Source organism: Psychrobacillus antarcticus (genome assembly GCF_029533155.1).
Taxonomy (GTDB): Bacteria; Bacillota; Bacilli; order Bacillales_A; family Planococcaceae; genus Psychrobacillus; species Psychrobacillus antarcticus.
In genome coordinates this window covers 1-23,024 of record NZ_JAIZDB010000031.1, presented here as the reverse complement: position 1 = coordinate 23,024, position 23,024 = coordinate 1, and the positions used below count along the sequence as shown (strand labels likewise).

The 23,024-nt window shown below is 37.0% G+C and carries 28 protein-coding genes and 1 rRNA gene; 2 read left to right on the top strand and 27 right to left on the bottom strand.

Annotated elements, in window-relative coordinates:
- Window positions 1-6 precede the first annotated feature (6 nt).
- From LDK52_RS15530 to metG, 16 genes are all read right to left on the bottom strand, one after another.
- A complete protein-coding gene (locus LDK52_RS15530) occupies window positions 7-243 on the bottom strand; it encodes an anti-sigma-F factor Fin (protein WP_277586854.1) in 237 nt (78 codons plus the stop codon).
- A 42-nt stretch (window positions 244-285) separates the two neighbouring features.
- On the bottom strand, window positions 286-849 hold the full coding sequence (pth, locus tag LDK52_RS15525; RefSeq protein ID WP_277586853.1) for an aminoacyl-tRNA hydrolase: 564 nt from the start codon (window positions 847-849) through the stop codon (window positions 286-288).
- 89 nt (window positions 850-938) lie between these two features.
- Window positions 939-1,535: a 50S ribosomal protein L25/general stress protein Ctc gene (locus LDK52_RS15520; protein WP_277586852.1), complete on the bottom strand. Its 597-nt coding sequence runs from the start codon at window positions 1,533-1,535 to the stop codon at window positions 939-941.
- Window positions 1,536-1,612: 77 nt separating this feature from the next.
- A complete protein-coding gene (locus LDK52_RS15515; protein WP_277586851.1) occupies window positions 1,613-2,572 on the bottom strand; it encodes a ribose-phosphate diphosphokinase in 960 nt (319 codons plus the stop codon).
- Window positions 2,573-2,594: 22 nt separating this feature from the next.
- The gene (gene glmU, locus LDK52_RS15510; protein ID WP_277586850.1) at window positions 2,595-3,965 is read right to left on the bottom strand and encodes a bifunctional UDP-N-acetylglucosamine diphosphorylase/glucosamine-1-phosphate N-acetyltransferase GlmU; all 1,371 of its coding nucleotides are present in this window, start codon (window positions 3,963-3,965) and stop codon (window positions 2,595-2,597) included.
- Window positions 3,966-4,210: 245 nt separating this feature from the next.
- On the bottom strand, window positions 4,211-4,498 hold the full coding sequence (spoVG, locus tag LDK52_RS15505) for a septation regulator SpoVG (protein WP_277586849.1): 288 nt from the start codon (window positions 4,496-4,498) through the stop codon (window positions 4,211-4,213).
- A 168-nt stretch (window positions 4,499-4,666) separates the two neighbouring features.
- Window positions 4,667-5,038 (bottom strand): RidA family protein, encoded by a 372-nt coding sequence (locus LDK52_RS15500; RefSeq protein ID WP_277586848.1) that lies wholly within the window; start codon window positions 5,036-5,038, stop codon window positions 4,667-4,669.
- Entirely contained in the window at window positions 5,016-5,867 is an 852-nt protein-coding gene (gene purR / locus LDK52_RS15495; protein WP_277586847.1) for a pur operon repressor, read from the bottom strand. The genes LDK52_RS15500 and purR overlap by 23 nt, the downstream gene beginning before the upstream one ends.
- Window positions 5,868-5,922: 55 nt before the next feature.
- Window positions 5,923-6,789: a 4-(cytidine 5'-diphospho)-2-C-methyl-D-erythritol kinase gene (ispE, locus tag LDK52_RS15490; RefSeq protein WP_277586881.1), complete on the bottom strand. Its 867-nt coding sequence runs from the start codon at window positions 6,787-6,789 to the stop codon at window positions 5,923-5,925.
- 458 nt (window positions 6,790-7,247) lie between these two features.
- Window positions 7,248-7,421, bottom strand: a complete 174-nt coding sequence (locus LDK52_RS15485; protein ID WP_277586846.1) for a small, acid-soluble spore protein, alpha/beta type — start codon at window positions 7,419-7,421, stop codon at window positions 7,248-7,250.
- A 118-nt stretch (window positions 7,422-7,539) separates the two neighbouring features.
- The gene (gene veg, locus LDK52_RS15480; protein WP_090570777.1) at window positions 7,540-7,803 is read right to left on the bottom strand and encodes a biofilm formation stimulator Veg; all 264 of its coding nucleotides are present in this window, start codon (window positions 7,801-7,803) and stop codon (window positions 7,540-7,542) included.
- Window positions 7,804-7,957: 154 nt separating this feature from the next.
- Window positions 7,958-8,836 (bottom strand): 16S rRNA (adenine(1518)-N(6)/adenine(1519)-N(6))-dimethyltransferase RsmA, encoded by an 879-nt coding sequence (rsmA, locus tag LDK52_RS15475; protein ID WP_277586845.1) that lies wholly within the window; start codon window positions 8,834-8,836, stop codon window positions 7,958-7,960.
- 3 nt (window positions 8,837-8,839) lie between these two features.
- Window positions 8,840-9,400, bottom strand: coding sequence for a ribonuclease M5 (rnmV, locus tag LDK52_RS15470; RefSeq protein ID WP_277586880.1), 561 nt, complete (start codon window positions 9,398-9,400; stop codon window positions 8,840-8,842).
- An 86-nt stretch (window positions 9,401-9,486) separates the two neighbouring features.
- Window positions 9,487-10,698: a G5 and 3D domain-containing protein gene (locus tag LDK52_RS15465; protein ID WP_277586844.1), complete on the bottom strand. Its 1,212-nt coding sequence runs from the start codon at window positions 10,696-10,698 to the stop codon at window positions 9,487-9,489.
- A gap of 117 nt (window positions 10,699-10,815) precedes the next feature.
- Window positions 10,816-11,586, bottom strand: coding sequence for a TatD family hydrolase (locus LDK52_RS15460; protein ID WP_277586843.1), 771 nt, complete (start codon window positions 11,584-11,586; stop codon window positions 10,816-10,818).
- Window positions 11,587-11,772: 186 nt separating this feature from the next.
- Window positions 11,773-13,728 carry a methionine--tRNA ligase gene (metG, locus tag LDK52_RS15455; RefSeq protein ID WP_277586842.1) on the bottom strand — a complete coding sequence of 652 codons (1,956 nt, stop codon included), beginning with the start codon at window positions 13,726-13,728 and terminating at the stop codon, window positions 11,773-11,775.
- Between the two features lie 342 nt (window positions 13,729-14,070).
- On the opposite strand from metG, the gene LDK52_RS15450 reads away from it, so the two are divergent.
- Window positions 14,071-14,346, top strand: coding sequence for an AbrB/MazE/SpoVT family DNA-binding domain-containing protein (locus LDK52_RS15450; protein WP_053592248.1), 276 nt, complete (start codon window positions 14,071-14,073; stop codon window positions 14,344-14,346).
- Between the two features lie 44 nt (window positions 14,347-14,390).
- Here LDK52_RS15450 and rsmI read toward each other — a convergent pair whose 3' ends face one another.
- The 10 genes from rsmI to LDK52_RS15400 all read right to left on the bottom strand — a co-directional run bounded on the left by rsmI (window position 14,391) and on the right by LDK52_RS15400 (window position 21,618).
- Entirely contained in the window at window positions 14,391-15,269 is an 879-nt protein-coding gene (gene rsmI, locus LDK52_RS15445) for a 16S rRNA (cytidine(1402)-2'-O)-methyltransferase (RefSeq protein WP_277586879.1), read from the bottom strand.
- Complete coding sequence (locus LDK52_RS15440) at window positions 15,269-15,532, bottom strand: GIY-YIG nuclease family protein (RefSeq protein WP_277586841.1); 264 nt, start codon at window positions 15,530-15,532, stop codon at window positions 15,269-15,271. Before LDK52_RS15440 ends, rsmI begins: the two co-directional genes overlap by 1 nt.
- Window positions 15,519-16,265 carry a tRNA1(Val) (adenine(37)-N6)-methyltransferase gene (locus tag LDK52_RS15435; RefSeq protein WP_277586840.1) on the bottom strand — a complete coding sequence of 249 codons (747 nt, stop codon included), beginning with the start codon at window positions 16,263-16,265 and terminating at the stop codon, window positions 15,519-15,521. The genes LDK52_RS15440 and LDK52_RS15435 overlap by 14 nt, the downstream gene beginning before the upstream one ends.
- Before the next feature lie 64 nt (window positions 16,266-16,329).
- Complete coding sequence (yabA, locus tag LDK52_RS15430) at window positions 16,330-16,683, bottom strand: DNA replication initiation control protein YabA (RefSeq protein WP_277586839.1); 354 nt, start codon at window positions 16,681-16,683, stop codon at window positions 16,330-16,332.
- 12 nt (window positions 16,684-16,695) lie between these two features.
- Window positions 16,696-17,526: a PSP1 domain-containing protein gene (locus LDK52_RS15425; protein WP_277586838.1), complete on the bottom strand. Its 831-nt coding sequence runs from the start codon at window positions 17,524-17,526 to the stop codon at window positions 16,696-16,698.
- Complete coding sequence (gene holB / locus LDK52_RS15420; RefSeq protein ID WP_407081825.1) at window positions 17,519-18,526, bottom strand: DNA polymerase III subunit delta'; 1,008 nt, start codon at window positions 18,524-18,526, stop codon at window positions 17,519-17,521. The genes LDK52_RS15425 and holB overlap by 8 nt, the downstream gene beginning before the upstream one ends.
- A gap of 186 nt (window positions 18,527-18,712) precedes the next feature.
- Window positions 18,713-19,153 (bottom strand): YaaR family protein, encoded by a 441-nt coding sequence (locus LDK52_RS15415; protein WP_277586836.1) that lies wholly within the window; start codon window positions 19,151-19,153, stop codon window positions 18,713-18,715.
- Window positions 19,154-19,177: 24 nt separating this feature from the next.
- Window positions 19,178-19,507 carry a cyclic-di-AMP receptor gene (locus LDK52_RS15410; protein WP_277586835.1) on the bottom strand — a complete coding sequence of 110 codons (330 nt, stop codon included), beginning with the start codon at window positions 19,505-19,507 and terminating at the stop codon, window positions 19,178-19,180.
- Between the two features lie 45 nt (window positions 19,508-19,552).
- Window positions 19,553-20,194, bottom strand: a complete 642-nt coding sequence (tmk, locus tag LDK52_RS15405) for a dTMP kinase (protein ID WP_277586834.1) — start codon at window positions 20,192-20,194, stop codon at window positions 19,553-19,555.
- Between the two features lie 2 nt (window positions 20,195-20,196).
- Window positions 20,197-21,618 carry an aminotransferase class I/II-fold pyridoxal phosphate-dependent enzyme gene (locus LDK52_RS15400; RefSeq protein WP_277586833.1) on the bottom strand — a complete coding sequence of 474 codons (1,422 nt, stop codon included), beginning with the start codon at window positions 21,616-21,618 and terminating at the stop codon, window positions 20,197-20,199.
- 130 nt (window positions 21,619-21,748) lie between these two features.
- Between LDK52_RS15400 and LDK52_RS15395 the strand changes: the two genes are divergently transcribed.
- Window positions 21,749-21,907, top strand: a complete 159-nt coding sequence (locus LDK52_RS15395) for a hypothetical protein (RefSeq protein ID WP_277586832.1) — start codon at window positions 21,749-21,751, stop codon at window positions 21,905-21,907.
- Between the two features lie 813 nt (window positions 21,908-22,720).
- On the opposite strand, the gene rrf is transcribed toward LDK52_RS15395, so the two are convergent.
- Window positions 22,721-22,836: ribosomal RNA gene (rrf, locus tag LDK52_RS15390) — 5S ribosomal RNA — on the bottom strand.
- Window positions 22,837-23,024: the final 188 nt, after the last annotated feature.

Below are 23,024 nucleotides of genomic sequence, written 5' to 3'. Positions count from 1 at the left end.
AAGCATTTACTGTATCCATTTTTTTAACGCATAGTAATTTGGAAATTTTTGAAGGGAGTCCTGACAATCTTCACATATGCACTGCACGGTGTAGTCTCCCTCTGCTCCATTCTCAATATATATATGTTGTTCTTCTTGTGTAATTTCATGTTTTTGTAGAAACTGATCATCTATGCGATCGAATGGCAGCTGCCCTATTTCTGTTTCACAATGGCGACATTTATAACGAATTGGCATGGCCATAAAAACCTCCTTTATAGGAAGTATAGACCTGTTCACCACTTTTTATGCACCATTGTATGTATTCATTACATCAAGAAATTTTTTTGTTAACCAATCTTGACAAGCATCTGCACTTTTCTTCACGGCATGAATTATTTCTATTCTTTCATCTTCATTAAATTTAGATAACACATAGTCTGGAACCTTCATCCCATTTTTGGGACGGTCTACGCCAATCCGAATTCGATTAAAGTCCTGCGAACCCAGATGCTGGATAATAGATTTTATCCCATTATGTCCACCTGCACTACCTTTTTGCCTTAAACGTAGTTTGCCGACTTGCAAGTCTAAATCATCGTAAATAACGACTATTTCATCATCATTCACTTCGTAGTAATCCATCATTGGTATAATACATTCTCCGGAAAGGTTCATATACGTTAATGGTTTTAAAAGCATAACCTTTTCAGCACCAATATGACCTATTCCATACATCCCATTAAATTTAGACTGTATAAGTGGTATATTTAATCGATTAGAAAGTTCATCAATTACATGAAACCCAATATTATGACGAGTAGCCTCATATTGTTTTCCAGGATTTCCAAGACCAACGATAATTTTCATCTTCGTTCCATTCCTTTAGTACAAGTTTTTATTAATTTTACCATAAATAAAAGAAAAGAGGTTGCCTTAGGACAACCTCTTTTGTATTATTATTTTTCTGTTGTTGTTTCTACTGACTCAGTCTCAGTATCCTCAGTTTCTTCTTCCACTCGAGGTGCTGTTACTGTAGCCAATGTATAGTCATCTTCGTTCATAATATGAAAATCGATTTTCTCTCTAACATCTGCTACGTTCAAAATATCGCCGATAGCCATACCAGATACATCAATATCAATACTATCCGGAATATCTGAAGGTTTCACTGTAACAGTAACTTCACGATTTGGCTGTTGAAGCATACCACCCTCTGAAACTCCAACTGAAGTTCCCGTTAAGTTAACTGCAACGTTTACTTCTAATTCTTCTTTCATGTTGATCGCTAAGAAGTCAGCATGAATGATTTGTCCTTTAAGAACATTCATCTGATAATCATTCAACACAACGTTTACTGATTTTCCGTCAACATCAAGTTTCATAACACCATTACGACCAACCTCACGAAGTGTTTTCGTAAAATCTTTTTCATTAACAGCAATGGACTGAGTTTCTAATTGATAACCATATACAACCGCAGGTATAAACCCACTATTTCGAAGTTTTGCATTCTCTTTTATATCACGTTTCTGCGTTTTTACAACTGTACTCATTTTATTCTTCATCCTTCCAAATTTTGATTCTATAGATATAACTACCCATCTTCACGAAAGTTCAAACATCTTAAAGATCAATCAAATAAGGTACTAACCGACTTTTCTTCGAATACTCGAACAATTGCATCTCCTAACAATTTAGCAACAGATAATTCTTTAATTTTTGGTGACGTTTTATCTTCAGCTAATTGAATAGAGTTTGTAATTATTAGTTCTTTAATAACCGAGTTATCAATACGTTCAATTGCAGGACCAGATAATACTGGGTGGGTACAACAAGCATACACTTCTTTTGCTCCACTTTCCATCAATGCCGCTGCTGCGATTGTAATTGTACCAGCTGTATCAATAATATCATCGATTAAGATAGCAGTTTTTCCTTCTACATTACCTACAATATTCATGACCTCTGCCACATTTGGACGAGGGCGACGTTTATCAATAATAGCGATTGGTGCTTTTAGACGATCCGCCATTTTGCGAGCACGAGTTACACCACCGTGGTCAGGAGATACGATTACCAATTCTGCTGGGTCAAAGTTTTTACCTAAGAAGTAGTCAGATAAAATTGGAGCTGCAACTAAATGATCGATTGGAATATTAAAGAATCCTTGAATTTGCGGAGCATGTAGATCAAGTACGATTGCACGAGTTGCACCTGCAGTTGTTAAAAGATCTGCTACAAGTTTAGCTGTGATTGGTTCACGAGCACGTGCTTTTCTGTCTTGACGTGCATATCCGTAATAAGGGATTACTACACTAATTGTACGAGCTGAGGCACGTTTTAGTGCGTCGAGCATGATTAATAGTTCCATAAGATGTTCGTTTACAGGACCTGAAGTTGATTGAACAATGAATACGTCGCATCCACGAATACTTTCTTCGATATTGATCTGTACTTCCCCATCACTAAATCTAGTAACTGTACTTTTACCAAGAGGTACTCCTACTTCTTTTGCGATTTGATCTGCTAACTCCCTATTGGAATTTAGGGTAAATATTTTCAACTTCGAATTTGCATATTGTTCTGGCATGATAATCCTCCTGGATAATGGGTTATTTTATATTTAGTTTGTTTACGTAGCCGTCTTTGTTCTCTTGTCTTGCTCTTGCAATTGCAAGGGCTTCACCAGGTACATCCTTTGTAATAGTTGACCCAGCTGCCACGTAAGCTTTTTTGCCAATGGTTACTGGTGCTATTAAGTTAGAATTACAACCGATAAATGCATCGTCTTCAATCGTGGTAATAAATTTATTTTTTCCATCGTAATTCACTGTTATTGTTCCACAACCAACATTGACGTTAGTTCCAATCGAAGCATCACCCATATAGCTTAAATGAGAGACTTTACTTCCATTGCCTATTGTGGATTTTTTCACTTCTACAAAATTACCGATTTTCACGTCGTCTCCAACATCAGATTGAGGACGAATATGGGCAAACGGACCAATAGACGTATGGTCTCCAACTTCACTAGATAACACCACAGACGAGTGTATAGTTGTTTCATCACCAATAACACTAGATACAATGTGACTATTCGGTCCAATTGTACAGTTCATGCCAATTGTTGTTTTTCCTTCAATGATAACTCCAGGTTGAATAACTGTATCTGCTCCAATAACAGCTTCACTACTGATGTATGTATTTCTAGGATCAATGATTGTGACCCCTTCACGCATATGGTGCCTTGCAATTCGGAAACGCATTGTTTCTTCTGCTTGTGATAAAGCGATACGATCATTCACACCTAAAATTTCTTCGAAGTCCTTTGCAGCATACGCAGAGATAACTTCATTATCTTTTTGTAAGATTTCAATAACATCCGGCAAGTAATACTCGCCTTGTGCATTATTATTATTCACTAACTTAAGTGATTTAAATAGTGCTTCGTTGTCGAAACAGTATGTTCCAGAGTTAATCTCACGTACAAGTTGTTCCTCTGTAGAAGCATCTTTTTGTTCTACAATACTTTGAACATTACCATCGGCAGAACGAATAACTCTACCATAACCAGTTGGATTTTCTGCAATCGCGGTTAATATTGTCGCTTTTGCTCCCGTTGAGTTATGGTGCTCTAACAAATCTTTCATTGTTTCTGGCGTGATAAGCGGGGTATCTCCACAGATTACAATTGTCGTTCCAGTTAGATTTTTCAGCACTTCTTCAGCCTGTAAAACGGCATGAGCTGTTCCTAACTGTTGTTCTTGAAGAGCATACTCGCTTCTCGTTCCCAGTCCACGTTGTACATTTTCTGCACCGTGTCCTACGATTGTAACGATTTTTTCCACACCAAGCTGTTCCAAGTTTGCTACAACATGTTCTACCATCGGCTTCCCACACACAGGATGTAACACTTTATATAAACTAGACTTCATACGTGTACCTTTACCCGCAGCTAATACAACCGCATAAGTATTTGTCATTTTTCAATTTCCCTCCAGTGGGCTAATTTACTCTTTTGACTATAGCCGAAATGAAGCGAGATTTCAAGGAAATATCTCTTGACAAATACATGGAAAAACAAGTAATATAGTATATTTTCTTGAAGAATCGGTTAAATTGTCGTTGTTTTTCTAATATTGAACGAAAACCAAACTTTTTGATTGTTTCTATTTTTATTAGACAACAAAAAACCATTCCTCTTAAAGAAATGGTTTTTACTTTCTAATTATACAGTTGGCTCTCCGATTTTTTCTTCAACCTCACTACTTAAATGATAGGCATAAAGGATAGCGTCTTGAATTTTGGTACGCGTTCCAACGCTTATTGGATGAGCAATATCTCTAAATTCGCCTTCTGTCGTTCTTTTACTAGGCATAGCTACAAACAAGCCATTATTTCCATCTATTACTCGAATATCATGCACAACAAACTCGTTGTCAAACGTAATGGAAGCGATCGCCCGCATACGGCCATCAGTAACTACTTTACGTAATCTTACATCTGTTACTTCCATTCTCTCACCACCCTTTTATTAGTTACAAATATCTCTATTTATTTGTTATTCCACAAAAACTTCTTAAATCCTTCTTTCAGAGGATAATATTTTAAATATTTTAAATAATTAATGCTGCAGACAAACAAAAAAAGGTATTCTCCGAAGAAAATACCTTTAGCCTAACTATTACACTACTGCAATTACTTCAATTTCTACCTTTACATCTTTTGGCAGTCTTGCAACTTCTACCGCAGAACGTGCAGGCTTGTGGCCACCAAAATATTTATCATAAGCTTCGTTAAATTCAGCGAAATCATTCATGTCTTTTAAAAAGACTAATGTTTTTACTACTTGAGATAAAGATGAACCGGCTTCTGTCAATACTGCCTCTAAATTAGCAAAAACCTGTGCAGTTTGATCTGCAATAGAGCCTTCCACTACTTCTCCTGCAGAAGTTAATGGGATTTGACCTGAACTGTAAAACATTCCATTCACAATCATTCCTTGTACATAAGGACCGATTGCTGCAGGTGCATTATTTGTTGATACTGCTTTCATCTAGTTTTCCACCTTTCTCAAAGTAACTTCCCTGTGTTAAAGCAATTGTACCATCTTTTTCATTGACCTCGTGAAGCTTAACTAAAGATATATAATCATCAACTAATTGCTCCCCTTGGTGTTCTGCTTCTACTAGTACAGCAATTCCAGCTAACTCACAATTGAATTCCTCTAATAAACTCTTCATCCCATTAATCGTTCCGCCGACTTTCATGAAGTCATCGGTGATTAAAACGCGTCGTCCTTTTTCCATACTTCTTTTAGAAAGAACCATCGTTTGAATACGTCGTGCCGAGCCCGATACATAGTTTATACTTACGGTTGGACCCTCTGTTACTTTACTATCTCTACGTACAATGACTACAGGGACATTTAAATGTCTAGCTATAGCATGTGCAATTGGTATACCTTTTGTAGCAACCGTCATAATGGCATCAATTTTTGCATGAGCAAATGCGGATGCGAATACTTTCCCGACTTTATTCATCAGGGATGGGTTTCCTAACAGGTCCGTCATATACAAATAGCCGCCAGGTAATAAACGATCTACTTTAGAAAGCTGCGCCATTAAATCTTCTGCTATTTGTAAGGCATCTTCCCCAGTCATTGTAGGGATGAATTTGACTCCTCCCGCTGCTCCTGGAACAGTAACAAGTAAACCTCTGCCTCTTTCTTCAAATGTTTCTTTCACAATAGTTAAATCCTCACTGATGGAAGATTTAGCAGATTGATATAAAGAAGCAAAGAACGTCAAAGAGATTAATTTATGCGGATGCTCCATTAGATAGTGAGTCATATCTACAAGCCGTTCACTTCTTTTCCATTTCATACTTTCACCTCCAAAGACGAATGTTTTATAGAAAACTTACCACAAACATCCGGATTTAAGCAAGTGGTTCCCGATCACCCATTAAACGAACTGCATATACCTCGTCGCAGAATCCACGAAGACCATTGTAAATTCTTTGGACTCTTGTCTCATGATCGACTATACCAAACACCGTTGGACCACTTCCGCTCATTAATACAGCATCAGCTCCAAATTTTTTCATTTGATCTTTTAAACCAGCAACCTCTGGGTATAGCTTGAGTGTAACATCCTCCAACACATTGCCGACAGAAGCGCACATTAGATCAAAGTCCTTCTGTTGAATAGATTGAATCATTTGAGCAGTGTTTGGATGTTTTATTTCATTTACCTTTAGGCTACCGTATATATCCGCAGTCGATACTCCCAGTATTGGCTTCGCAAGGATGATCCAACAATTGGCTGGAGAAGGAAGTTCTTGTATCCTCTCCCCTCTACCTGTTGCTAAAGCAGTTCCGCCGTACACACAAAATGGTACGTCCGAACCTATTTTAGTGCCTATTTCAGCAAGTTCATCTAAAGAAAGGCCTAATTCCCAAATAACATTTAGCCCTTTTAACGTGGCCGCTGCGTCACTGCTACCGCCAGCTAGTCCAGCCGCTACAGGAATATTCTTTTCAATTGTGATAGAAACTCCCTTTTTCACTCGATACATGTCTTTTAGAATCTTTGCCGCTTGATACGCAAGATTCCGATGATCGTTTGGTACGAAGCGGTCCACAGATAATATATGTATTGCTCCGTCTTCTCTTACCTCTAATCCTATACGGTCTGCTAAATCCACTGTTGTCATGATCATTTCGACTTCATGGTAACCGTCCGGGCGTTTATGTAGTACATCTAGTGTTAAATTTATTTTAGCAGGTGCTTTTACGTAATACATTTCATCTGCTCCTTTCCCCAAATATGTTGTCACCTATTTTAACACAGTGCATAAGGAATGCGGAAGTGAGATTCAGCTTCCATACTTGGTAAAAAAAACAGATTAGAAGCAGAGCATTTTAGAAATCTATGAGATTACTTCTTTTATCATCCCACAAAGAACATGGATAAGAAAAACCGGGCAGTCCCTTAAGCTCAAAACCTGTTGTTATCGTTTTCGAAGGGCTTTGGACAGACGTTTTGCTATATTATTACCGAGTGAATTTTTAGTGACGCTCCTGAAACGGAAATGAGTAGTGTTATGTATTATTAGTTTGATAGATTTTATTCTTCAAAATCCTAGATACTGAGTTCTTGGCACAAGAAAAGACGGATTGCTCCGCCTTTTCTATACGCTAGTTGTTCTTTAGTTTTTTTCTCGTGTGCATTCGTCGTTTAACAATTATGGTACATGCTTATTTACTTTGGTGATTTCGTTTGCTGCTCAGCCATTTCAATTGCTCGCTTGACCATATTACCAGCATCACGGGATTTAATTCCTCCCCAGCCTTCGGTTTTGACTACATCATAAAATCCAAGATCTTTGGCTATCTCTTCTTTTAATTCTTTAGACATTATCCCTTTTCTAGCCATAGGTGAATCCTCCTTTGGAACAACTAGCTTTTATAGTATGTCCGTAAACAAAAAGAAAACCCCTTTTCCATAAAAAAAGAAAAGGGGTTTTTAAATTATAAAAATAAGTTCTAAAAAATCATTTTACAACTATTAAGTTATTTGCTTCGTCAAAAATAGTGATTTCTACAGCTTCGGTCAAAACATCTGCATAACTATAAGATACACGTTCAAAAGAATTTTCATCTTGATCCAGATCGATAACAAATACTGCATGATATGTCTCTCTAAGTACACCCGCACGCTCAATTGTTTTCTTACGTCCTCCGTTTGCTTTTAATTGCAAACGTTTGCCTAAATGATGATCTAATGACTTTTTAATATCAGCTAAAGTTTTTGGCATTTCGCATACACCTCACTGAATACTATCTTACCACCGTTTTATAAATTTGTCAAACAAAATATTTTAACAATCATTATATATAGTTGTCAACGTTTTTATTTGTTTTGTATACTTATTTATTTTATAAATATTACTTATTTTGTAACAAGTAGGATTAATGAAATTCTTCATATAGCTCATTGGATAATCTTCCGAACTCTACTATGCTCAAGGTTTCCCCACGTCTCGTTGGGTCTACGCCTACTTTCTCTAAAGCTTGAATGATAAGTTCTTTCTTTGCTTTGCCGTTAGGTAGTGATGATTGTAGATTATTAATAATCGTTTTTCTTCGTTGAACAAAAGAACCCCGAGAAACTTTAAATAAGAACTCCTCATCAATTACTTGAACTGGTGGTTCTTCACGTCGAGTTAGTTTAATAACCGCTGAATCTACATTTGGTTGTGGCATAAATACCGCTTTTGGAACCATCATCGCTATTTCTGCCTCCATATAGTACTGAATAGCAATTGACAAAGACCCATATGCTTTTGTTCCAGGCGATGCGGTGATACGATCAGCCACTTCTTTTTGCATCATGACAACCATCCCACGAACAGGAAGACGATCCATTAACAGTTTCAATAAAATCGGTGTCGTTACGTAATAAGGTAAGTTGGCAACAACCATAACATCCTTGTAGTTTTGAAGTTGGTCTTTAAAAATTTGTTGAACGTCTGCTTCTAAAATATCACCATGAATAATTTCTACGTTATCATATGGCGATAAAGTGTCTGCTAAAACCGGTAACAATCTTTGATCAATTTCATATGCGACCACTTTTCCAGCGGTTCTTGCTAAATGCTCTGTTAAAGCTCCAATACCAGGCCCAATTTCAATTGCAGCAGAATCCTTCGTAAGATCTGCATGACTTACAATATTGCGTAAGATGTTCGAATCAATTAAGAAATTTTGCCCTAAGCTTTTTTTGAATGAGAAGCCATATTTCTTTAATATCTCTTGTGTACGTATTGGTGTTGCTATATCTTTTTGCATATATTATTTTTCCTCCATATTGAGTTGTGCAATCGCTTCTTCCACCTGCTGTTGACTAATTTGAAAAATAGATAGTCGTTTCTGTAGCTGCTTTCCATTAGTGTATCCAATTTTTAATAATTCTCCCAATTTTGTTCTTCTTTCCTTCGAATGGGGATGACCTATAAGTTGTCCATCAATTAATATCGAAAGTGGTATTGCAGAAAACGTTTCTTCACCTGATTTTGGGGTATATACATTTATAAGAGCAGTACGAATATCTTCGTCTTTTGCATGTTCAACCCCTAAGCCTTTTCCATTTTTTGCAATCGTTTTTTCTTTGGATAAAAATGCGTGCTTCACACCTGGAACCTGCTCTTCGATAATAGCACGGATACGTCTTCCCGGATAATCTGGGTCAGTAAAAACAATAACTCCTCGTTTTTCCTGAGCATGCTTTATCTTCATAAGTGTTTCTTTAGAAATGGCAGACCCATTCGTTTCAATAGTATCCGCCTCTACCGCACGTTTTATAGCTGTTGTATCATCTTTTCCTTCCACAACTATTATTTCTTTTATTTGCAACCGTTTTCCTCTTTTCTGTCTTTCTGCTATATCTATCATAACGCAAAAAAGCTCTCCCAATCAACGAAAGGGACAGCTATTATTAATTAGTTCAAGACTTTAATACGTACTTTTTTGCGACCGAAGTCATATGCCTGCGATTTAGAAGGCATGAATAGGTCAATCTTATTCCCATTGATAGCTCCACCAGTATCGCCAGCTACCGCGTAACCATAGCCTTCTACCCATACTTTTGAACCTAGTGGAATAACATCAGGATCTACAGCGATAACTTTTAAATCAGGATTAGACTTCAAATTAATACCCGTAGCTGTTATACCAGAACATCCATTGCAAAAAGCCGTATAAGCTGTCGCAGTAACATAAAATTCTTTGCCTCCGGATGGAGCAGCTGATACATTTGTCCCACGCGAAACACTAGCAGTCACGACTTTTGTTCCGACTGCCACTACTTTTTTAGTTGGTTCTTTTATCATCTTCTCGCTCACCATATTACGAGAAAGCTCTTGACCATTTTCTTTCACTACTTCATATGTCCGTGACACAGTTCCATTGACACCATTTTGTACTACTTTTTCTTTCCCTTTTAGTAGCGAGTCTTCTTTTTTCGTTTCTACTGCAAAGTTTGTTGCTTCCTCAACTACATCGGTGACCTTTTCTACTCGCACTATTTGTATTTCAGAATTGGGGACTACTAATTCATCCATTTTCTGTTCTACTCGGTCGAATTCATTCAATTGAATGTTATATTGTTTTAAAAAGTCAGCGACCGTATTCGAAGTGGACCATACCTTCTTCTCTTCAACACCATCTAAAAGCGTTACTTCAAATGCTTTATCAATGACAATATTGTTTTCTGGTCCAACCTCTGCATCTGCAGCAGGTGTTATAGCATCATGTTCAGTAACTGCAACATTCGCCTTTGCGAGTACTTCTGAAACTAAGTCATCAGTAGTTGTAAGTGTTTGAATTTCTCCATCTACTGAGATTTTTATTTGTCTTGCCTGCTCCCACTCAATCGATAAATTATTTTCGATTGATGTGTTCACTGAGGGATTTAAAAAGTCTTGATTGGCTACTACTATTTGATGGTCCTTTAATAGTTCTCCAACTGTATTTGCATGCGTTAATATCTCTTGTTGTTCGCCATCAACTGTTAAAGCAACAGTTTTCTTTGTTCCTTCGAATAAAACGAAAGAAACCACCGCAAGAAACAATAGTAAAGATACTACATTTACTAAGGTTTGCTTGCTCCTCAATGAATTTAAGAACAGGTTTTTCATGGAATTATTTGACATGAAAAACGCCTCCTTGTTCACTGAAGTGATTATATAGACTCCCAAAGAGCTTGTCAACCGATTAGATTTCTTCAAAGATTTAAGAATGTAAAATACATCCCTCTTTAATATCCATATTTATTCCGCTAGTTGAAAGAAAATTTCTGCATTTTTAGTTGTTGCTTCTGCCACTTCTTCTACTGTAATTCCTTTTAGACGAGCTATTTCTTCTGCAACAAGTGTCACAAATGCAGGCTCGTTTCTTTTTCCTCGATGTGGGTGTGGAGCTAAATAAGGTGCATCTGTTTCGATCAACAAATACTCTAATGGAATTTCTGTTGCTACTTCTTTTGGTTTTTTGGCATTTTTAAATGTTACAGGTCCTCCAAGTGAAATCATAAAATTCATCTCTATACATTGTTTTGCTGTTTCAACACTTCCTCCATAACAATGCATGATACCACCTGTAAGATGTGCCTCTTCCTCTTGTAAAATACGAATTACATCTTCGGTTGCATCTCGATTATGGATAATAATCGGCAAATTCACCTTTTGAGCTAAACGTATTTGTTTTCTAAACAATACTTGTTGAACATCTTTAGGAGACTTGTCCCAATGATAATCTAGCCCCATTTCCCCTATACCTACTACCTTTTCATGTGCAGCAAGACTTTCAATCCATTTCAAATCTTCTTCCGTACAATCTATTGCGTCTACGGGATGCCATCCAACTACTGCATAGATAAAAGAATACTCCTCGATTAACTTCATAGCTCTTTCAATTGTGACACGATCGAATCCAATAACGACCATTTTGTTTACTTTAGCTTCTAACGCACGATTAATTACTTCCTGTAAATCTTCCTCGTATTGATCTGCATTTAAATGCACATGTGTATCAATAAACATTCCATCTTCTCCTTACCATTAATTAGGTATATTAACTTTTTTTCAATACTATTTTACGAATACTTAAATTGAGTTTACTCTATTATAATGAAGATTAAAGCAATAAATAATATTTTTGAATAGTATTCAAAAATATTGTTTGAAATAAAAAGACCTGTCCATAATATGACAGGTCTATTATAAATTCTATTTGACTTGAGCACCATTTTCAAGATTTTCATCCACAGTGGCAAGTGTTAAATATCCATTTTTTTCACCTGCAAGAATCATTCCTTGAGATAACTCTCCTCTTAGCTTCACAGGTTTCAGGTTTGCTACAACAATTACTTTTTTACCAATAACCTCTTCCGGTTTGTAGTGTTGGGCAATACCAGAAATAACTTGACGCTTTTCATATCCCATATCTAATTGTAGCTTTAATAATTTATCTGCTTTAGGCACGGCTTCACAAGATAAAACGGTTGCTACTCGTAAGTCCACCTTAAAGAAGTCATCGATTGAAATTTCCTCAGCTTGAGGTTCCTCTGCTTTTTCTTCTTCTTGAGATGTTTGAACAGATCCTCTCATTTGTTCACGAATATAAGCAACTTCTACCTCTACATCCAATCGCGGGAAAATAGGAACTCCTGTTTTAATTACTGCTGTTCCATCTTTAATGATATTAAATGAACCTAAATGATCCCACTGCAAATAATCCTCTGTAAAACCAAGCTGTTCCGCAATTTGCTTAGGGCTATTCGTCATAAATGGCTGGGCAAGTGTGGCAATTTGACGAAGGCTTTCTCCCAAATGAGTCATTACCGAAGCGAGTTGCCCTTTAGTTGCCTCATCTTTTGCAAGTACCCAAGGTTGTGTTTCATCAATATATTTATTTGTACGCGATACTAAAGCCCATAAATCTCCAAGTACTAAGCTAAATTGCATATTTTCCATATTTGCTTCGTATTTTTCAATTGTCTCTTTTGCAAAATGCTGTAACGTTGCATCATATTCTGTTGATACACTTTGACTTACTGGAATTTTGCCATCAAAATATTTATTGATCATGGAAACAGTTCTATTCAATAAGTTTCCTAAGTCATTCGCAAGGTCAAAGTTAGTTCTTTCCACAAATGATTCTGGAGAAAATACTCCATCTTGTCCAAAAGGAAGTTCGCGCAATAGGAAATAACGTGTTGCATCTAATCCATAACGTTCTACTAACACTTCTGGGTATACAACATTTCCTTTCGATTTAGACATTTTACCGTCCTTCATCATGATAAATCCATGTGCAAAAACCTTCTTAGGTAATGGTAAATCCAAAGCCATTAGGAATATCGGCCAATAGATTGTATGGAAGCGAACGATATCTTTACCTACTACATGTACATCTGCTGGCCAAAACTTTTGGAATAGAGAATCATCATCTGATAGATAGCCTAGTGAAGTAATATAATTAGTTAAGGCATCCACCCACACATAGATTACATGCTTAGCATCACCTGGCACTTTAATGCCCCAGTCAAACGACGTTCTTGATACCGACAAATCTTCTAAACCTGGTTTGATAAAGTTATTAATCATTTCATTTTTTCTAGACTCTGGCTCTATAAATTCCACGTTTTGCTCATAGTATGCCAACAAACGGTCCGCATATTTTTTCATATTAAAGAAGTATGATTCCTCTTTTACTTTTTGAACTGGACGGCCACAATCTGGACAGTTTCCTTCTATTAATTGTTTTTCAGTAAAGAAAGACTCACAAGGTGTGCAATACCATCCTTCGTATTCTCCCTTGTAAATGTCACCATTATCTAAGAACTTTTGGAATATTTTCTCCACTATTTTTGTATGACGTTCTTCTGTCGTTTGGATAAAATCATCATAGGAAATATCCATCAAAGCCCATACTTTTTTTGCTGCTTCTGCAATTTCATTTACATAAATTTGGGGCTCTTTTCCTGCTTCTTGTGCTTTTTCTTGAATTTTTTGACCATGTTCGTCCATTCCTGTTAAGAAACGAACTTCATATCCTTTAAGTCTTTTATATCTGGCCATTGCATCGGAAGCAACGGTCGTATACGCGGTTCCAATGTGGAATTTTCCACTCGGATAATAAATCGGCGTTGTTAAATAGAATGTTTTCTGTTGATCTTTCAATGTGAAGATGCCTCCAATGTAGATTCTCTTTATTCTTTATTCTAACGAAATGGTGAGTTTGTTTCAATCAATTCATTTTTTCAAGTTTGTCGAATGAGAATTGCCAAACTAGAAATTTCAAAAAAATAGATAATATATCAAAATAATTCCTATTTACCTGAAAATGAATCATATTTCTAATATAAATTAGTATAAAAATCAAATTAATACAAAAACGCTCTCTTTGGATAAAGCAATAATTATTGACGTAAATGGTAGTACTTGGTATGATATATTACATAAAAGAGGTTTATGTCGAATCTTGGCGAAAAATATCCACTCTTGAGAGGAGAATAATTTATTATGAAATCTACAGGTATTGTACGTAAGGTTGATGAATTAGGTCGTGTAGTTATTCCAATCGAATTACGTCGCACGTTAGGTATTGCTGAGAAAGATGCATTAGAGATTTACGTAGATGACGATAAGATCATCCTAAAAAAATATATGCCAAATATGACTTGTGCTGTTACTGGAGAAGTTTCAGATGATAACCTTCGTCTAGTTGGTGGAAAACTGATTCTAAGCCCTGAAGGTGCAGAATTACTAATCAAAGAGATTCAAAGCAACCTAAAATAATTAACTAAATTGAGAACCGTAAACTTAAAAGTTTACGGTTCTTTTTACTCTACATGATAATTTTGATAGACTTCTCTTTTAGATAGACCTCTTTGGATTGCCACTTCTTTAATAGCTTCCTTTGAAGTACACTGTTTTTCTGCTATTAGTTGGTCCACATGCTCTTCCAATGTTAGCTCTGACCACCACTGTGCTTCTTCACTTGTTTCAGCATCGCCTTCATTTCCTTCTAATACAATACAGAATTCTCCTCGTATCTCTGCCTGCTCCACCCACTCAACAGCTTCGTCAATCGTACCTCTTAAAAACTCTTCAAACTTTTTTGTTAGCTCTCGAGCTAATACAACTTTGCGAGTTCCAGTAATAATAGACTGCATATCTCGTAACGATTCCTTTAAGCGATGTGGTGACTCATATAGAATAACGGACTCTTGTCTTTTTTGTAGCTTTTCGATCTCTACTTTCCTTTCTTTTTTATTGCGACTTAAAAAACCATAAAAGAAAAAGGGCTGTGTGGATAGTCCAGATGCAATTAGTGCACTAAGTGCTGCGTTTGCTCCCGGAATCGGTACAACTGCAAAGCCTTCTTTTACTGCTTTAGCAACAATATCTGCTCCAGGATCAGAAATACAAGGGAGACCCGCATCACTAACCAATGCTATGCTTTTCCCCTCTCCCAACAGTTCCAATAGTTTTTCCCCACCAACTTGTAGGTTATGGTCGTGATAGCTTATAAGTGGCGTAGAAATCTCAAAATAGTTACACAGCTTTTTCGTATTTCTCGTATCCTCCGCTGCAATAATATCTACTTCTTTTAATATTCGAATGGCTCTTATCGTCATATCTTCTAAGTTACCTATGGGTGTTGCAACTAAATACAAGCAGCTACCATGTTCATGCTCGGTCGATTTCTGTGATTTCATCATTTATTTGCCCCCATATAATTTATTTTTTGAATTCTCGTCAGCTGCTTAAAAGCATATTCAGCTTGCATAGCCTCTTGTTTTGTTTTATACAGTTCGCTATATATACAAATAACTGGCCGCTTGGCGCGTGTATACTTTGCTCCCTTTCCTTCGTTATGTACCTTAACCCGTTTCACTAAATCATTCGTATAACCGGCATAGTAAGATCCGTCCTTACATTCTAAGACATAAAAAGTATGTTGTTTTTCACTCTTTTCCATACAGCATCTCTTTTACTTCTTGCGTATATTTTCCGTCAGCTCCATACACATATAAAGGCGGTAATATTTTTAAATCAGGCTTCCCATCTTTTATACCTTCAATAAGTAATGTATTTGCTTCTTTTCCTTCTTTTGGATAGACGAAACGAATTCTTTTTGGCTCTATACGATTAGTTCTCATCGCAGTTACGATATCGAGAAGTCTCCCAGGACGATGAACAAAGGCAGCTTTCCCACCCTGTTTTAATAATTCGCTAGCAGATTGAACTGCCTCTTCCAAGGTAAGATGAATCTCATGGCGAGCAATTGCTAGATGCTCTTTTAAGTTTTTCTCACTTGCCCCATTAGCTGGAAAATAGGGTGGGTTACAAGTAACAACATCAAATTTTTCAGAACCAATCTCTTTAGCAATACCCTTTGCATCTGCCTGTCTAATAGTAATTTGATCTGAAAGATTATTAAATAGAACACTTCTTGTAGCCATATCCGCTAATCTTTCCTGTAATTCAACACCAATAATCTCCGCATCTGTTCGAGCGCTAAGAAATAATGGGATTGCACCGTTTCCTGAACAAATATCTACAATCTTTCCCTTTTTTATCGGTACATATGAAAATCGAGCTAGCAATACTGCATCCAAAGAAAAGGAGAAGACAGAAGGACTTTGAATAATGCGTAAATCCTCTGCCAATAAATAATCTAGTCGTTCGTCATCCTTTAACCATTGTTCCATAATTATTACCCCCAAGCAAAATAAAAGACTGACACCCACTTATGGAGTGGCATCAGTCAATTGTTTATGCATTTTGTTTGTTTAGAAATGAAAGACAGAATAGACAATCCTCTTCTTTTCGAGAACTCCCAAAGTGAACATGACAAACATGATAGCCTTCTTGATAGAGGCGAGCTAGATTATCATGGCCCTCTCCTACATCAAGCTTGTTCAATTTCTCATCACGCATTTTCTCCATCATTGCTTCTTTTTCATGTATTTCATCGAGTCGCTGTCTTAAATGATTATTCTCTTGCTGTAGCGCTTCACGTTCTTCAACCATTATCGCCACAAATTCTTTTAAAGCGCGAAATTGCAGCTGCGTGGACTCTAATTGTTTTTCAAAATCTATAATTGTATCAAAAAAATTGCGGTCCATCACACATTCACCTCATTGCCCCGACCATTGCACTTGATTTGTCGCATGGTTTGTAATTTCTTCTAACGTATAATCTAGAATACGTTGTGGATCAGGTAATTCAATACGTAAAATTCGTTCTAAAATATTCATACTCACTACTCTACCTAGTCCATCAGGCGTTTCAACTTTGTCTCCGATGTCCGGCATTTGTTCTCTAGCAGTTTCGTACTCATCATTCTCGTACTTTAAGCAGCACATAAGTCGACCACAAAGTCCTGAAATTTTAGATGGATTCAGGGATAAGTTTTGATCTTTTGCCATTTTTATAGAAACTGGCTCAAAATCACCTAAAAATGTAGAACAGCAAAGCATTCGGCCACAAGGACCTATACCACCTAACATTTTCGCTTCATCACGAACACCAATTTGTCTAAGTTCAATACGAGTTCTAAATACGGACGCTAAATCTTTTACCAAGTCTCGGAAGTCCACGCGACCTTCTGCAGTAAAATAAAAAATAATTTTATTTCGGTCGAATGTATATTCAACATCTACCAACTTCATTTCAAGACTTCTTTCGATAATCTTGTCAGTCCCTAATGCAAGGGCTTGGGCTGATTCTAATCTATTTTCTTCTACTTGAATACGATCTTTATCCGTAGAAGGTCTTACTACTTGTTTTAAAGGAAGCACAACGTCATGTTCTCCAACTTGCTTGATTGGAACTACAACTTTACCGTACTCTACCCCTCTAGCCGTTTCGACGATTACATAATCATCTTTATCTAAAGCAAAATCCACTGGATCAAAATAATATATTTTACCCGCTTTCTTAAAGCGGACTCCTACAACATTATACAAAAGTAAATCCCTCCTGCAGGTTAAGCATTAACTGCTCCATCATTAGTGTTCTATTCATATTTTTATGCAAGTTTTGTTTTGCATGTAAAATCATTTCTAATTGTTTCGATAATTGCTGATATGTTGTTTGCAAGGCAACCTGATTCCAATATGAAGTCATATCTGGAAAAGTACAATCTGCGATGGGACTTGCTTTTATAGCTACTATATCACGATATGCAAATAGTAGTAAATCTAACGCTTGTTCAGCCTGCTCTTTCTCTTTGAGCAAAGATCCAAAATCTTCATGAATACACATCAATGCATCCTGAACACTTCTTCCATTCGCTTCAACCAATTTTAACACTGATTTCCTCACAAGTCCAAACTGCTCATCTTTTGCTAAGTTAATTGCTTCTTCTACTTGATTCGTCATTTTACAGACTGTAGATGCCATAGAATCAGTGATTCCCTCTTCTATTAACTTCTGCTTTAGGATGGCAGTTGGCATTGGAGATAAACTTAGATGCTGACATCTAGAGCGAATGGTAGGAAGTAAAGCATGCATTCTATCAGTCAATAAAATGGCCGTTATCTCGCTCTGAGGCTCTTCTAAAAACTTCAATAACGTATTTCCAGCACTTGCATTTAATTGGTCTGCATGATGTATTACATATATTTTTCGTTGTTTTTCAATAGTAGTTTTACTTAATGCATGAACCAATTCATCTACTTGTCCTTTTTTTATAAACTGACCATCAGGTTCTAGTTGCATAAAGTTAAGGTGATTGGAGGATTTTAATAATTTACACGATCTACATGTTTCACATGGAACATTATTTTCTGGTTCTTCACAAAAAAGGAGCTGAACAAAAAATTGCATGACCTTTTCTTTTCCAGTTCCTTTAGCCCCTTCCAGAATATAGGCATGCCCGATTCGATTTTTGGACACAATCTTTTGAATTTGTTTAACTACGGTTGGTTGTAATCTTTCTATGTCCTCAATCGACCAGTTTCTCATCACTTTCACCTCTTTCTAAGAAAATGCAAGCTCCTATATATTTGCTAGCTAGTTTAAGTTTACGACATCGTGGTGCTCGTGTGCAAAGGCTCGTCGCCAAATTTAGCCTTTCCCATTAACCGACTGATCAACACCTATGACATTTGAAAAATCCCGCATTTCGCATTATGCGAAAACACGGGAAACTTACGTATATAAATTAATAAGTAAGCCTTTTATTTCTCCAATTTTATCGAGCAAGTCTATAGAACTTTTTTCTTGACTCAAAATCTCTTCTGCTAATTCAACTAACTTTTCATCTATTGTTTCTACAAGTTTCAACTTTCTTCCTTCACCAAACCGGTTCCATGTATGAGACTGTTTTAATCCCATTCCAAAATCGACAGCTTCATTCAAGAACTTACGAATAAGCATTTTAAACTTAGCCATATCACGTAAGTTTCGAGAACGTGCTAGACGATCCCCCGCCGTAGAAATATCTCCGAGAAGTCTTGTGAGAGTATCCGTCTGCATACGTTGTTCTTGTTTTGTAATCATTTGACCAAATTTAACCGACTGATTTCCATTCTGCATGGCATCTTTTCGAATCTTATCTATACCAACACGCATATCTTGATTAATTTTCACTTCTTACTACTCCTTCCTTCATTATTAAAAATGATGGAATTGTTCAATTGGTAGTACAAATACAGTAGCTCCTCCAACCTCAACTTCAACTGGATAAGGGATATAAGAATCTGCATTTCCTCCCATTGGAGATACTGGCGCTACCATTTGCTCTCTCGCTCTACAATTATCTCTTATTAGCTCTAAAGCAGAAGCTACTAGAGCATCATCAGTACCGATTAGAAATGTAGTATTCCCGGAACGAAGAAAACCACCTGTACTTGCTAATTTTGTTGCTCTAAATTTTGCCTTAGTTAATGCATTAGACAACCGATTACTATCCTGATCCTGAACTACCGCTACTACCAATTTCATCGATACTCACCCCTAATAATATTTTTTCTTTTATTATAACATGAATTATCTAACAATTTCTAATTCCCGTTTGATGACTACATAGGCTTCCTCTAATACTTTCTCTACCGGTTGGGAGGCATCTATTACTTGTATACGTTCCGGGTATTTTTCAACTAACGCTAAATAACCAGCGCGTACTTTTTGGTGGAATGCTAAATTTTCCACATCTAATCGGTTCTTCTCTCGATCCTTATGTGCATTAATTCTAGATAATCCTACTGCAGGATCCACGTCAAAAAGGAGCGTTCTTTCTGGCATCGTGTCTCCTATAGCAAACTTATTAATAGCCCATATTTCGTCTACTCCTATACCTCGAGCAAAACCTTGATATGCTAATGAGCTATCAATAAATCTATCACAAATTACAATTTTCCCAGCTTCTAACGCGGGGAGAATCTTCTCTACTAAGTGTTGTCTTCTAGCAGCTGCATATAGTAATGCTTCCGTACGGCTTTCCATCATTGTATGCTTATTATCTAAAATTATGTTACGAATCTTTTCGGAAATCATAATTCCTCCAGGCTCTCTTGTCATTACAACATCGTAACCTTCCTCTATTAATCGCTCTCCTAATAAATTCATAACAGTTGTTTTTCCGGCACCTTCTGGACCCTCACTTGTAATAAAATACCCTTTTTTCTGCACAGTTAATCCTCCACTACATATATTAACTTTTCTTCTAAACGATGCTCTCCTTGAAACAAGGCGCCTTTATCAAGCCAATCTTCTAATTCGGTAAGAATGGAAACCGTAATCTTCTCCCCTGGTAAGATTAATGGGATGCCTGGAGGGTAAGGAACGATCATCCCTTTAGCTATCCTTCCAATCGATCGTACATAAGGAATCCATTCGCCTTGTTTCTCACTTAATAGCTCCATATTCATCTCTAAAGTAGAAATAGATTTTTGTTCCATCTGAAACAAATTATTTATACCATCTGGATTTTCTTTTTTTAACTGATCTACAGCAGATTTTATTCGCTTTCTAATCTCTGCAAATGCATATTCATGCTCCACTTTTAGTAACGGTAGAATGAGCAAGACTTGATATGGATCCGCTAGCTCCACAAATATATTTTCCTTCTCAAAAGCCTGCCGTACTTGAAACCCTGAATACTTTCCAACGCGTAGTAATAGTTTTAATGGGTCGTCTACTTGAACCACTTCGATTAATGATATTGTTCCTAAAGCTTCCAAAAACACTTCTCTTCTATCCATCAACTGTTTATAATCCATTGGACTATATCTTTCCACATAACTTCTTGCATCATCAAGGGAGGCTAAGATTAAATAGGAAGGACTGCTCGTTTGCAACATTCTTAAGTATTTATTTATTTTTTTGCTATCAATCAAATCAGAATGAATATGTAAAAATGAACCCATCGTTAACGCTGGTAAAGTTTTATGTGCTGACTGCACCACGACATCAGCTCCAAATAATAATGCCGACTTTGGAAACTCGCTATGTGTCCGGAAATGTGCACCGTGAGCCTCATCTACGAGCACAGGTATTTGTAGACTATGACATAGTCTAATAATATTCTCCAAGTCCGGAGAGGAGACCCCATAATAGTTTGGATAGGTTAACACAACTGCTTTGGCAAAAGGATATTGTTGAATTGCTTCTTCCATTACCTTTAATGATACATAGGATGCGGTTTTAGATCGTTCATCCCATTCAGGAGATACAAAAATAGGCTCTACCCCAACCAATTCAATAGCATGAAAAATAGATTTATGAGCATTTCGCTGTACAATAATTTGTTCTCCATATTTACAGGTTGCATAAATCATAGCGAGGTTACCAATAGTCGTACCATTCACTAAAAAGAAACTTTTATCGGTGTTATATAGTTTGGTCAGTAATTGCTCTGCTGCTTTAATAGCTTCTTCTGGATGATGATAATCATCCAGTCCATTTAATTCAGTCACGTCGTATTGCATCGAATCCCTAATAGGTTGTGGTAGATTGGATAAAAGTCCATGTTTATGTCCAGGCACATGAAAAGAAATCGGTTTTTTCTTATGAAATTGCTCCAATGCCTCCACCAACGGTCTTTTCTCTACCATTACATTACCTCGCTATACGTTCTAATTTCTTTCTTCTATTATACATGAATAGTTCCGAGTACAGGCGATAGTCACCTTATTTCTACCCAATTTCCCTTTAAACTAAAATCTTCTAGGCAAGAGTTTTTGCATGTCCATTTTAATAAAAAATACACAAGAAAAACCAGGCAAAAAAACGCCCGGTCCTTTAGGATCTAAATCTGTTACTACTGTTTTCGAAAGGCTTTGGACAGACTTATTGCTATATAAATTACCGTTTGATTTTTTAAAAGATGCTGGTCGTGACTGAAGTCACGACCAGCATCTTTTTTTCTCGCTAATCTTATGGCGTTTTTCAGTCCGTCGCCCTCCTACAACTCTTAGAAACAGGTTAGTGCATTTTTGGATAACTAGAGAATAGACCCTTACCTATTAAAGAGGAGGCTCACGAAGATGCAATTTCGTTCGCTATTCCGCTTCTTTATTGGATAGACACTTACTATTTCTCTTTATTTCCACTAGTAAAAAAGGAAATCTACTATCTTCATCCTTCCTTACACAATTTCATTCCCAAATTCAACAGACGGTTTTATCCCCACATTAACTCCGACTACTCTTCTTATTCTAAGCGAGAGTCTATGCAATATCCCATAGTTTGGTACTACTCATGTAATTGATTGGAGTGAAAGTGGCGACTCCTGTGGGAACAGCAAATGTTTTCTGCACCGATAGCGAAGCGACAGGTGCACGAGCTGAAAGCCCCGCAGCAAAGACGTTGAGGCCCACAGGAGGTGGGTTATGCAATCGTTGCCGCAGGACGCGGCGAACTTAGATTGCCTTCCTTTTGAGACTTGGCGCTCTTAGCCTTTGTAACTCCACCGACACGGAAATCAGTAGTATTAATCATTCTTAAAATCCCTGTAAAACTGGTGTTCATGCTGTATTTTTATATACTTTTCTTATCTTTCAAAAAAGTCGTTACAGAGTAAGTAGGGGCGGCTGATTACTGGATGTTATAGGTAGCCCACATAGCCCTTAAATTACAAATATAGCCCATAACTTATTATTTCGAGTTACAAAAAAGTCGTTACCGATTTAACTCGGTAACGACTTTTCTTTTGGTGCCTAGCGACGTCCTACTCTCACAGGGGGAAACCCCCAACTACCATCGGCGCTGAAGAGCTTAACTTCCGTGTTCGGTATGGGAACGGGTGTGGCCTCTTCGCCATCATCACTAGACTTATTCGGCCTCCAATACACGACGAATTGCGTTGTATGTTGAAACCCTCATTAGAGTGCTTGTTCACTCAAAACTGGATAAACGACATTGTTACGTTAAACAAATTTGGTTAAGTCCTCGATCGATTAGTATTCGTCAGCTGCACGTGTCGCCACGCTTCCACCCCGAACCTATCTACCTCATCGTC